13 protein-coding genes are annotated in these 12287 nt (G+C 61.7%); 10 read left to right on the top strand and 3 right to left on the bottom strand.

Features of this window, described 5'->3' with window-relative positions:
- Positions 1-71: 71 nt before the first annotated feature.
- From ACVTFQ_RS04635 to ACVTFQ_RS04625, 3 genes are read right to left on the bottom strand one after another with little or no spacing between them, the layout of a single operon-like run.
- Entirely contained in the window at positions 72-1136 is a 1065-nt protein-coding gene (locus tag ACVTFQ_RS04635) for an HlyD family secretion protein (RefSeq protein WP_047513355.1), read from the bottom strand.
- Positions 1137-1151: 15 nt separating this feature from the next.
- Positions 1152-2828, bottom strand: a complete 1677-nt coding sequence (locus tag ACVTFQ_RS04630; RefSeq protein WP_111561108.1) for an MFS transporter — start codon at positions 2826-2828, stop codon at positions 1152-1154.
- A gap of 10 nt (positions 2829-2838) precedes the next feature.
- Positions 2839-3282, bottom strand: a complete 444-nt coding sequence (locus ACVTFQ_RS04625; RefSeq protein WP_111561107.1) for a MarR family winged helix-turn-helix transcriptional regulator — start codon at positions 3280-3282, stop codon at positions 2839-2841.
- Between the two features lie 329 nt (positions 3283-3611).
- On the opposite strand from ACVTFQ_RS04625, the gene ACVTFQ_RS04620 reads away from it, so the two are divergent.
- The 10 genes from ACVTFQ_RS04620 (at position 3612) to ACVTFQ_RS04575 (ending at position 12286) form a co-directional block, all read left to right on the top strand.
- A complete protein-coding gene (locus ACVTFQ_RS04620) occupies positions 3612-5105 on the top strand; it encodes a replicative DNA helicase (RefSeq protein WP_018898765.1) in 1494 nt (497 codons plus the stop codon).
- 50 nt (positions 5106-5155) lie between these two features.
- A complete protein-coding gene (locus tag ACVTFQ_RS04615; RefSeq protein ID WP_181459184.1) occupies positions 5156-5446 on the top strand; it encodes a toxin-antitoxin system TumE family protein in 291 nt (96 codons plus the stop codon).
- Complete coding sequence (locus tag ACVTFQ_RS04610) at positions 5443-5805, top strand: HVO_A0114 family putative DNA-binding protein (RefSeq protein WP_111561106.1); 363 nt, start codon at positions 5443-5445, stop codon at positions 5803-5805. Before ACVTFQ_RS04615 ends, ACVTFQ_RS04610 begins: the two co-directional genes overlap by 4 nt.
- Positions 5806-5888: 83 nt before the next feature.
- On the top strand, positions 5889-7058 hold the full coding sequence (gene alr, locus ACVTFQ_RS04605; protein WP_111561105.1) for an alanine racemase: 1170 nt from the start codon (positions 5889-5891) through the stop codon (positions 7056-7058).
- Positions 7059-7131: 73 nt separating this feature from the next.
- Positions 7132-7428 carry a type II toxin-antitoxin system ParD family antitoxin gene (locus ACVTFQ_RS04600; protein WP_111561104.1) on the top strand — a complete coding sequence of 99 codons (297 nt, stop codon included), beginning with the start codon at positions 7132-7134 and terminating at the stop codon, positions 7426-7428.
- Positions 7385-7708, top strand: a complete 324-nt coding sequence (locus ACVTFQ_RS04595; RefSeq protein ID WP_296436066.1) for a type II toxin-antitoxin system RelE/ParE family toxin — start codon at positions 7385-7387, stop codon at positions 7706-7708. Before ACVTFQ_RS04600 ends, ACVTFQ_RS04595 begins: the two co-directional genes overlap by 44 nt.
- Positions 7709-7717: 9 nt before the next feature.
- Complete coding sequence (gene radA, locus ACVTFQ_RS04590) at positions 7718-9121, top strand: DNA repair protein RadA (RefSeq protein ID WP_018898771.1); 1404 nt, start codon at positions 7718-7720, stop codon at positions 9119-9121.
- Between the two features lie 93 nt (positions 9122-9214).
- Positions 9215-9838, top strand: a complete 624-nt coding sequence (locus tag ACVTFQ_RS04585) for a CvpA family protein (protein WP_047513382.1) — start codon at positions 9215-9217, stop codon at positions 9836-9838.
- Positions 9839-9984: 146 nt separating this feature from the next.
- Complete coding sequence (gene purF / locus ACVTFQ_RS04580; protein ID WP_111561102.1) at positions 9985-11475, top strand: amidophosphoribosyltransferase; 1491 nt, start codon at positions 9985-9987, stop codon at positions 11473-11475.
- Positions 11476-11545: 70 nt separating this feature from the next.
- Complete coding sequence (locus ACVTFQ_RS04575) at positions 11546-12286, top strand: SDR family NAD(P)-dependent oxidoreductase (protein WP_111561101.1); 741 nt, start codon at positions 11546-11548, stop codon at positions 12284-12286.
- The last annotated feature ends 1 nt before the right edge of the window (position 12287 follow it).

Raw genomic sequence — 12287 nt, 5'->3', positions numbered from 1 at the left:
CAGGAGAGCAATCTCCGGAATGCGAAAGCCGGGCCCAGCGCCCGGCTTTTTGCTGTCCGCTATTTTGAAGACTAATTGGCCGCCGTTTTCTGCTCGGGCTCGGCGCTCTTGTCGACGCTGACGACAACAGACAGGCCGGGCCCGAGGCCCTTCGCGGCAGGCTGGCCGGGATCAATGCTGATGCGAACGCCGACTCGCTGGGCGATCTTGACGAAATTGCCGGTGGCGTTGTCGGCCTTGATTACCGCGAATTCGGAGCCGGCAGCGGGCGAAAAACGCTCGATGCGACCGGTGAGCCGCTGACGGCCCAGGGCATCGACCACGATCGAGACGGGCTGACCGACCTGCATGCCCTCAAGCTGCGTCTCCTTGAAATTGGCGACGACCCAGACCTCCTCAGGCACCACCGCCATCAGCTGCGTGCCTACTGCCACGTACTGGCCGAGGCGAACGCCGATCTCGCCGAGGTGGCCGTCGCGCGGCGCCAGGATCGACGTGTTCTGGAGATCGATCTCGGCCAGATGCACGGTCGCTTCCGCGCTTGCCACGTTGGCCTCCAGCAGCGAGCGATTGACGATGATGGTCGCCAGATTCTGCTTCGACACTTCCAGCGCCGACTGCGCCTGGTTCAACGCGGCCTTCGCTTCCTCAAGCGTCGCCTGCGCCTGCTCGGATTCGCTGGCCGAGGCGATGCCCCTGTCGTTGAGGTTGCTGATACGGTCCCAGGCGAGCTGGGCACGCTTCAGCGAGGCGTTGGCGCTATCGATCTGCGCCTGGCTGGAGGCGATGGTCGCTTTCGCCGACAGCTCCGACTGGCGGGAGTTCTCAAGCGATGCCTTCTGCCCCTCAAGCGCCGAGCGGGCCTGGGCCAGCTTCTGCGCGTAGATGCGGTCGTCGATCTTGGCCAGCACGTCTCCCTGCTTGACCTGCTGGTAGTCCTTCACCGGAACATCGACGATGTAACCATTCACCTGCGGGCTCATGATCGTCACGTAACCCCTGATATAGGCGTTGTCGGTCGTCTCAACCGACGTCACGAACGGTGGCAGCCGCCAGGCGTAAAGCACGAGCAGGATGCCCGCGATACCGGCGATAATGGCGATGAGGCTGGCAGGCGACCGGAAGAATTTCGACATGCGGTGAACTCGTGATCAGGATTGAACGGCTGCGGAAGCATTCGGCTCGGCGGTCCGGCGCTCGGAGAGGCGCAGCCATGCCTGATGAAGAAGCATGACCAAAAGACCGAGAAGAGACGCCACGCAAATTGCGAGGAAGGTGTCGTTATAGGCAAGCGTATAGGCTTCGCGCGTGACCTGCTGCGACAGCAATGCCAGCCCTTCGGCGTTGAGCAATGTCTGGTCGGTGATGACTTTGCCGTATCCCGCGGAAAGCTGCGAGACGCGCTGGGCAACCAGCGGATCCTGCAGCAGGATATGCTCGACCAGCACGTTCGAGTGGAACTTCTCGCGGATTGTAACGAAGGTGCCGAGCATGGCCGAGCCGAAGAGCGAGCCGATACTCTGGGTGAAGAGGAAGATCGCCAGGAAATTGACGATGAAGGGATAGCCACGGGCCATGGCCGCCTTGAAGCCGCTCGCCATCACCGGCGGCAGGAACATCGCCGCTCCCGCCGAGACCAAGGCCTGGCTGAGATACATCTGCTCCGGCCGTGTCAGGCTCGTGGACTGGCTGTCGAGATAGGCGCCTGCCGCGATGAGCACCAGCGATATCAAATGCGCGGTGCTGACGTAGCGCGTCGTCATCAAGAGCGTGCAGAACAATCCGCCGAGCACCGAGGCGACCAGAACGATGGCGTAGAGCTTGGTCGTCTGATCGTTGAGCAGGCCAAGTTGCTGGTAGAAGTTCGCGGCCGTCGATGATTGTTCTGACGAAACGAAACGGAACATCAGAAGCACGCCTGCCATCCTGAGATTGGGGCCAGAGAGCACCCAGCGGATATCCAGCATCGGATTTTCGCGCGGCAGCTCAATCGCCACCACCAGCGCCAGACAACCGGCGGCGACAGCAAGGAGAACACCGATCCACGGCGCTTCAAACCACCAATAGAGACGCCCCAGCGTGAGGACGACCGCGAGGCAGCCGAAACCGACGGCAAGCAGGAGATAACTCAGGAAATCCAGGCGCTGGATGACGACCGCGCGCGGCGGCGAGGTCAATGGCATGGTGTAGATGATGGCGAAGACCAGCAGCGCAAGGCCCATCTCCAGCGTGTAGAGCGCGTGGTAGCCGCCGAGATCAAGCAAGGGCGGCGAGATGATGCGTGCGATCGGGGCGGCAAACAGCGTGCACATCAGCGCCAGGCTGATGCCTGTCGTGAGCTTGCGCTCCGGAGGAAAGAGCTCGAGCATGTAGAGAAAGCCGAGCGTGGAGATCGGCGCCGCCGCGATGCCGCTCAGCGCCCTGACGACGATCGCGGAGTGTAGGTCGGTCACCAGCAGGTTCAGCACCGCGGCAAAGACGAAGCAGACGATGCTGAACTCGGCGAAACGCCTCAGGCCATACTGCGTGCGGATCTTGAAGAGCGCGATCGACAGGCTGGCATATGGCGCCATATAGGCCGCCGACAGCCAGGAGACCTCGGCGGCCGTCGCCGAAAACGATCCCTGGAGCTGATAGATATTGGCATTCACAAGGTTCATGCCGAGACCCTGCGTAACGAAGAGCAGGACCGACGCGGCCATGTAGAAAGGCTTCTTCCAGCCGGCCATCGGCACCGCAGGCGGCGGCGCAGGCTGCGGCACCGGTGATGCCGCCTCGTCCGCGGCCTTTGGCGCAACACTGTCGCTGGACGCCTGGACGAGGCTCATTGCTATTTCCTCACACTCCGCGAATGCTCTGCAAATTCGCCTGCATGGCCCGTATCGTATCCAAGGTAGTTCTCAGATCGCGTTCGGGAATACCTGATATCACCTGGGCACGCACGCTGACGGCGATGTCGTCGATCTCGCCGGCGACTACCTTGCCTGTCTCGGTGATGTAGATTTCCTTGGCGCGACGGTCGGAGCCTGCAACACGGCGCTCTACAAAGCCCTGCCCTTCCATCGCGTCCAGAATGCGGACTAGGGTCGGCGTTTCCAGCTCCAGCCGATCGGCAAGCTCACGCTGGTTGATGCCGTCCTTCTTGTTCAGCGTGAAAAACACACGCGCCCGTGGCAGCGTCATGTTCCGTTCCCGGACGATCTTGTCGAAAACCGCTCTAAGCTTCCGGTTGAAAGCCGCCAAATCTTCAATCAACTCTCGTCCGAGAGGCGCATTTGTCATATTTATCAGTCCATTTAATTAGTGTGCTTATTATATCTTTTATGCCTACAGTCATTTCCCGCGTTTTTCAAGCGGTGATGACGAGAGTCTCGATGCACACTCCCCTATCAACGCCTAAAATACCACGAACGCGTTGATTCGCATGAGTCGCTTTGTACCGTGTCCGGAAGGCTACACCGCCGGTATTTTCGCGTAATGGCAAGATGCGCTGTGGAGAAGTCGAACAACGTGCCAAAGCCAAAGCGTTTTGGCCGCACGCCATGTTCAGCACTTGATTTTGCCGTTGGTGGGCTGCAAACCCGAAGCTGAATAAGACAGAACGGATCAAGATGAACGACGCCGCCCGAAAGATCGCCGCTGTTGCCCAGCCGGAGCAGCACTACCGCGAAGCACCCAACAACATCGAGGCCGAGCAGGCGCTTCTCGGCGCGATCCTGATGAACAACGACGCCTATTACCGGGTGTCGGACTTCCTCAAGCCGCCGCATCTCTACGAGCCGCTGCACCGCAAGATCTTCGAGGTTGCGGGCGATATCATCCGCATGGGCAAGATCGCCAATCCGGTGACGATCAAGACCTTCCTGAAGGCCGACGAGAAGGTCGGCGACATGACGGTCTCCGAGTACCTCGCGCGTCTGGCGCGCGAAGCTGTCACCATCATCAACGCCGAGGACTATGGCCGCGCGATCTACGATCTGGCGCTGCGCCGGGCGCTGATCACCATCGGCGAGGACGTCGTCAACATCGCCTATGACGCGCCGCTCGACATGCCGCCGCAGGCGCAGATCGAAGACACCGAGCGCCGCCTGTTTGAGCTTGCCGAAAACGGCCGCTACGACGGTGGCTTCCAGGCGTTCAACGACGCGGTGGCGCTGGCGATCGACATGGCTGCCGTCGCCAAGGAGCGCGATGGCGGTCTTTCCGGTATCTCGACCGGCATCATGTCGCTCGACGGCAAGATGGGTGGTCTGCAGCGGTCCGACTTGATCGTGCTTGCCGGACGCCCGGGTATGGGCAAGACATCGCTCGCGACCAACATCGCCTACAACATCGCCGCCGCCTACGAAGGCGAAGTGCAGTCCGACGGCAGCATGAAGGCGAAACAGGGAGGCGTCGTCGGCTTCTACTCGCTCGAAATGTCGTCCGAACAGCTGGCCACCCGTATCATCTCCGAGCAGACGGAAGTCTCCTCGTCGAAGATCCGCCGCGGCGACATCAACGATGCCGACTTCGAAAAGCTCGTCGCCTGCTCGATGATGATGCAGAAGGTGCCGCTCTACATCGACCAGACCGGTGGCATCTCGATCGCCCAGCTATCCGCCCGCGCGCGCCGCCTGAAGCGCCAGCGCGGCCTCGATTGCCTCGTGGTGGACTACATCCAGCTGATGACGGGCGCCGGCAAGGGCGACAACCGCGTGCAGGAAATCACCCAGATCACGACAGGCCTCAAGGCGCTCGGCAAGGAACTGAACGTGCCGATCATCGCGCTGTCGCAGCTGTCGCGTCAGGTCGAAAGCCGCGAGGACAAGCGCCCGCAGCTCTCCGACCTTCGTGAATCGGGCTCGATCGAGCAGGACGCCGACGTCGTGCTCTTCGTGTTCCGCGAGGAATATTACGTCAAGAACCTCGAGCCGCGCGACATTCACGATCCGAAATATCCGGAGTGGGAAGCGCTGTTCGACAAGGTGAAGGGCACCGCCGACGTCATCATCGCCAAGCAGCGCCACGGACCGACCGGCACCGTCAAGCTCGCCTTCCAGTCCGAGTTCACCCGCTTCGCCGACCTGGCCGAGCCGAGCTTCACGCATTACGAAGAGCAGTAAGGGCCTGACCCAATTTGACACCGCGCCCTCGCGTTGGCATTATCGCCAACATGAGGGCACAACTGCTTTACCGCTCGAAATCCGTGTTGTCGGACGGCGCAATCCAGGAGTTGGTCATCTGGAAAGTCACGCGGTCCGTGCCGGGTAGCACTCATGGCTACAAATACAGCCTCTTCTATGGCTATCCCGGACAACGCGTCGTCGGGTATGACAACGAGCGAGGCAAGGGCGACCACAAGCACGTCAACGGCCATGAAGAGGCATATGCGTTCTCGACGATCGAAAAGCTTCTCGAAGATTTTCGCAGAGACGTCGACATCAGAAGGAGCCGGCGCAGATGACCACCGCAACGATCCGAATTCAACGAGACGATGACGCTGCGATCGGCAACGCGATCGATGGGTTCGCCAAAGCCTGGAACAGCGGCGAAGCGCAACCGGATCTGTTCACCTTCTCATCACCCGAACAGCTCTTCTCGGTGCTCACGCCCAAACGCTGGACATTGATCGAACGCCTGCAAGCGATTGGCCCTTCGACCTATCGCGGCTTGGCAACCGCGCTGTCCCGCGACGTCAAGCGGGTCCACGAGGATGCGGCCGCGCTGATCGAATGGGGACTGATCGAGGTCAACGAAGAAGGCCGTATCCATGTGCCCTATGAGGTGATCCATGCCGATTTCGATCTTCGCAGCGTTGCGTGAGCAAAGCTCCGTCTCTTCCCTGTAATCATCCGACCCTTACAATGAGCGGAGACCTCCCTCCGCCTCCACTGCAGATGTGAAACATGACCGATTTTCCAGACGACTACGAAGAAGAAGACCGTTTTGCCTCCGCGGGTTTGCGCCTGACGGTAGATCTGGCTGCGCTTACCGACAACTGGCGTGACATGGCGCGGCGTTCCGGCAAGGCGCGCACAGCGGCCGTGGTCAAGGCAGATGCTTACGGTACCGGGATGGAGGACGCCGGTGAGGCGCTTTATCTGGCGGGCGCGCGGGATTTCTTCGTGGCGACCGTCGATGAAGGCGTGACACTCAGGCTCTATGCTCCCGACGCCCGTATCTTCGTGCTCGCAGGCATCTGGCCGGGGACCGAACGGCGCTTTTTCGAGAACGATCTCGTGCCGGTCATATCGTCGGAGGAGCAGCTTGCCTTCTGGATGGCGGTGCTGGCCGAGTATGGCGACTATCCGTGCGCGCTGCATGTCGACACCGGCTTCAACCGGCTGGGCCTCGACATGAACGAGGCGATCGCGCTCGCCGACGATGTGTCGCGTCCGGCGAGTTTCGCGCCCGTGCTGGTCATGAGCCACCTTGCCTGCGGCGACGACCCGAACTCGGCGATGAACCGGCAACAGCTTGAATCATTCCGCAAGGTTAGCGCCGCCTATGAAGGTATCGATTCAAGCCTTTCGGCCTCCGCCGGCATCTTCCTCGGCAGCGATTATCACTTCGACCTGACCCGCCCGGGGATCGCGCTTTATGGCGGCGCGGCGGTGAACGGCATGACCAATCCGATGCGCCCGGTCGTGACGGCGGAAGCGCGCGTTATTCAGGTGCGTGATGCCAAGGCCGGCCAAGGCGTCGGCTATGGCCGCGCACTGGAAATTACCCGCGACAGCCGGCTCGCCATCGTCTCGGCCGGTTACGCCGACGGGTATCTGCGCAGCCAATCCAGTGGTGGCGTCCCCCTGCGCCAAGTGGCGCCCCAGGGCGGCCACGGCTTTATTGCCGGACGCAAGGTGCCGATTGCCGGACGCGTGACCATGGATATGACGATCTTCGACATCACCGATCTGCCCGAGAACGCGGTGAACGCCGGCGATTATGTCGAGCTCTTCGGGAAGAACATCTCGGTCGACGACGTCGCGCGCGCGGCGGGCACGATCGGCTACGAGGTGCTGACGAGCATGGGGTTGCGCCACGAGCGGCGGTATCTGAGCGAGGACGACGGCTAGGGCTTGGAATCCCTGCCTGCGCCTCTTGGAAGCCGGAAATCTTCGTGCTAAAAGAGAACAAAAGGAGATCGAAATGGCCGAGATCCATCTCAGCGAGCAAGACCTCACCTTCATTGAGGAGCAGGTAGCAGACGGACGATACCGAAACGCCGAAGACGTTATTGCGGCCGGGTTGAGACTGCTTGGCAGCGAAGAAGGCGAGATACAGGAACTGCGCCATCTGATCCAACAGGGGATCGATGACATAGATGCCGGACGCGCCATCACATTCGAAAGCGCCGAAGATCTGACAAAGCACATTCTCATGATGGCGGAGGAACGGAAGAATGCGGCCGCGTCAGCTGAAAATGTCGTTCGAGGCGCTGGATGATCTTCTCGGCATGTATGATCATATTGCAGCCTTCGATGCGCTTGCTGCGCGGCGTTTTCTCGATGACATCAACGGCAAGATCGAATGGATAGCAAAGCTCGGTATAGCCGGAAGTCCGCGCGAGTTCATTCCCGGGTTGCGGGCTTTCCCTTATCGCAATCGCTGTATCTATTTCTTCATTGATGATGAGACGCTTTCCGTCCTGCGCGTGCTGCATGGACGGCAGAAGATCGAGCTCTCACATTTCCTGCGTTTTTATCAGACAGAACAAGAAGACTGATCCTTCCTCATGGCAAAAGCAAGAACACAATTCATCTGCCAGGGCTGCGGCACCATCCACAGCCGCTGGGCCGGCAAATGCGAGGGTTGCGGCGCGTGGAACACCATCGTCGAGGAAGACCCGATGGGCGGGATCGGTGGTGGCCCGGCGAAGACCCCGAAGAAAGGCCGCCCGGTAGCGCTGACCGCTCTGTCGGGCGAAATCGAGGAAGCGCCGCGTATCCATACCGGCATTTCGGAGCTCGACCGGGCGCTGGGCGGCGGCTTCGTGCGCGGTTCGGCGGTGCTGATCGGCGGCGATCCCGGTATCGGCAAGTCGACCCTGCTCATGCAGGGGGCGGCAGCACTGTCGCGGCGCGGGCATCGGATCATCTATGTCTCGGGCGAAGAGGCGGTCGCGCAGGTACGGCTTAGGGCTCAGCGTCTTGGGGCAGCCGATACGGATGTGCTGCTCGCAGCCGAAACCAATGTCGAGGATATCCTGGCGACACTTGCCGAAGGCAAGCGGCCCGACCTCGTCATCATCGATTCCATCCAGACGCTGTGGAGCGATCTTGCCGAATCCGCGCCGGGCACGGTGACGCAGGTGCGCACCGGCGTGCAGGCGATGATCAAGTTCGCCAAGCAGACGGGTGCCGCCATGGTGCTTGTTGGCCACGTCACCAAGGACGGGCAGATCGCCGGTCCGCGTGTGGTCGAGCACATGGTCGACGCCGTTCTCTATTTCGAGGGCGACCGGGGCCATCACTACCGCATCCTCCGTACCGTCAAAAACCGCTTCGGGCCGACCGACGAGATCGGCGTGTTCGAGATGTCGGACAAGGGCTTGCGCGAGGTGGCGAACCCGTCCGAGCTCTTCCTTGGCGAGCGTAACGAGAAATCCCCGGGGGCTGCCGTTTTCGCCGGCATCGAGGGCACGCGGCCGATCCTCGTCGAGGTGCAGGCGCTGGTGGCGCCGACATCGCTGGGTACGCCGCGACGGGCGATCGTCGGGTGGGATTCGGCGCGGCTGTCGATGATATTAGCCGTGCTCGAGGCGCATTGCGGGGTAAAGCTCGGGCAGCACGACGTCTATCTCAACATCGCGGGTGGCTACCGGATTTCAGAGCCGGCAGCGGATGTGGCGGTCGCGTCCGCACTGGTTTCGTCGCTTGCCGGTATTGCCCTTCCCGCCGATTGTGTCTATTTCGGCGAAGTCAGCCTGTCGGGCGCCGTCCGGCCGGTTGCGCACACGAACCAGCGCCTCAAAGAAGCCGAGAAGCTCGGATTTTCTGCAGCGCTGCTTCCATCGGGGTCCGCCGAACTGCCAAAGGGCACGGGCGGGCGCTGGAGCGAGATCGAAAGCCTGCCGGATCTGGTCGCCCGGATCGCCGGCTCGAAGGGCGCTTTGAGACGTGTGGAAGAAGAGGTTTGATCCTTTCATCGCCGCAACAGGTGATGATATAGGATGCACGCAATGAGGCGCGACTGAGCTGCGAATTGGCGGCCGTCCTGGAGTTGGATTTATATGCCCATTACGATTTTCGACGGTATTGTCATCGGCGTCGTGCTTTTTTCCGCCGTGCTCGCCATGGTGCGCGGCTTCTCCCGCGAAGTGCTCTCGATCGCAAGCTGGGGCGGCTCGGCTGCCGCGGCCTATTATTTCTACCCCTATCTCGTGCCTTACGCCAAGAAGTACACCGACGATGACCGCATCGCGCTGGTCGGCTCGGCCGCGGTCGTATTTCTGGTCGCGCTGATCGTGATTTCCTTCATCACCATGAAGATTGCCGATTTCATCATCGACAGCCGCATCGGCGCGCTCGACCGTACTTTGGGCTTCCTGTTTGGCGCGGCAAGAGGCATACTTCTGCTCGTCGTCGCCACCGCTTTCTGGAACTGGCTGGTCGCCGATCATGGCGCGGCCTGGGTCAACAATGCCAAGTCGAAGCCATTTCTGGATTCGATGGTCGTGAAGATGCAGTCGGTTCTGCCTGCAGAATTCGCGCAGGTACTCCGCGCAAGCGCAGAGAAGATGTTACAGCCGCAGGGCGGCAATGCGGAAGGCGACAATGCGCCGGCTTCCGATCAGGCGCCGGCCGAAGATGCCGCCCCCGCCCCTGCCAATGGTGCACAGCAGCCGTCTAATTGACGCAGTGTTCAACAGCTTGACCCAGCCTATGGCAGTTGCCATTTGAGGGGGACGCGACTAAAGGTCCGGCCGGGCACACGCTCCGCCGGGCTTACGCCGTTTTCGGAAGTGCCATTCCATTCTTGTGAGAGCAAAGGCCCGCATCAATGAACCAGTCCCATTCCTCCACGCTCAACGACGAACTCGATGGCGATACGCTGCATGAGGAATGCGGTGTCTTCGGCGTTCTCGGCCATCCCGATGGCGCAACGCTGACAGCGCTCGGGCTGCATGCCCTGCAGCATCGTGGACAGGAGGCGGCCGGTATCGTCACTTTCGACGGCAAGCAGTTCCATACCGAAAAGCGCATGGGCCTCGTCGGCGACCACTACACCGATCCGGCAACGCTGGCGAAGCTTCCGGGCTTCATCTCGATCGGCCACACGCGCTACTCCACGACGGGCGAAGTGGCACTGCGCAACGTGCAGCCGCTGTTCGCCGAACTTGAAGTCGGCGGCATTGCGGTTGCCCATAACGGCAACTTCACCAACGGCCTGACGATGCGGCGCATGCTGATCGCCGATGGCGCCATCTTCCAGGCGACGTCGGACACCGAAGTAGTGCTGCACCTGATCGCCCGCTCTAAGCAGACTTCCTCCTCCGACCGCTTCATCGACGCCATCCGCCAGATGGAAGGTGGTTACTCGATGCTGGCAATGACCCGCACTAAGCTGATCGCCGCGCGCGACCCGATCGGCATCCGCCCCCTCGTGATGGGCGAACTCGACGGCAAGCCGATCTTCTGTTCCGAGACCTGCGCGCTCGACATCATCGGCGCGAAATACATTCGCGACGTCGAGAACGGCGAAGTCATCATCTGCGAAATCCAGCCCGACGGCTCGATCACCATCGACAGCCGCAAGGCCGACCAGCCGAAGCCGGAACGCCTCTGCTTGTTCGAATATGTCTATTTCGCCCGTCCTGATTCCGTCGTCGGCGGCCGCAGCGTCTACACGGCGCGCAAGAACATGGGCATCAACCTTGCCAAGGAAGCCCCCGTAGAGGCCGACGTCGTCGTGCCGGTGCCCGATGGCGGCACGCCGGCAGCCCTCGGCTTTGCGCAGGCGAGCGGCATTCCGTTCGAATACGGCATCATCCGCAACCATTATGTCGGCCGCACCTTCATCGAGCCGACGCAGCAGATCCGCGCCTTCGGCGTGAAGCTGAAGCATTCGGCCAACCGCGCGATGATCGAAGGCAAGCGCGTCGTCCTGGTCGACGATTCGATCGTTCGCGGCACGACCTCGCTGAAGATCGTGCAGATGATCCGCGATGCCGGCGCCAAGGAAGTTCATATCCGCGTTGCCAGCCCGATGATCTACTTCCCCGACTTCTACGGCATCGATACGCCTGACGCCGACAAGCTGCTCGCCAACCAGTATTCGAGCCTGCAGGCGATGTGCGACTATATCGGCGCCGACTCGCTCGAATTCCTGTCGATCGACGGCCTCTATCGCGCTGTCGGCGGCGAGAACCGCGATGCGGCCAATCCGCAGTTCACCGACCACTACTTCACCGGTGACTACCCGACCCGCCTGCTCGACAACGACAGCACCAGCAATGTCCGCAAGCTGGCCGTCATGGCCAGCAACGGCTGATCTCGACTGACCTTTCGACCGAGGGGCCGATCGCGCCCCTCGCCTCCCCGCGCATACGGATAAGGCTACAATGAGCGTCAATCTCACCGGCAAGGTCGCACTCGTCACCGGCGCATCGCGCGGGATCGGCTATTTCACCGCACTCGAATTGGCCAAGGCCGGCGCGCATGTCGTCGCCTGCGCCCGCACGGTCGGCGGCCTCGAGGATCTCGATGATGCGATCAAGGCTGTCGGCGGCTCGGCGACGCTCGTTCCCTTCGACCTTGCCGACATGAACGCCATCGATGCGCTCGGCGCCTCGATCTTCGAACGCTGGGGCAAGCTCGACATTCTCGTCGCCAATGCCGGCGTGCTCGGGGTGATCTCGCCGATCGGCCATATCGAGGCGAAGGTGTTCGAGAAGGTGATGACCATCAACGTCACGGCGACGTGGCGGCTGATCCGCTCGGTCGATCCGCTGCTGACACGCTCCGAAGCCGGACGCGCCGTTATTCTATCGTCAGCTGCCGCCCATCGCTGCCGCCCGTTCTGGGGTGCCTATTCGGCGTCCAAGGCTGCTGTCGAGGCCTTGGCGCGCACCTGGGCCGGCGAGACGCAGAGCACGCCTCTTCGCGTCACCAGCGTCGATCCGGGCGCCACGCGCACCGCGATGCGCGCGCAGGCCGTACCGGGCGAAAATCCGGAAACGCTGCCGCATCCTTCCGAGGTTGCAAAGGCGATGATGCCGCTTCTCGCCCCCGACTACACCGAGACTGGCAAGCTGTTCATCGTGCGCGAGAACAAGCTCGTCGGCTACCAGATGCCCGGCTAAG

Source organism: Rhizobium sp. O111 (assembly GCF_055616315.1).
This window is presented reverse-complemented; position numbering and strand designations above follow the sequence as displayed.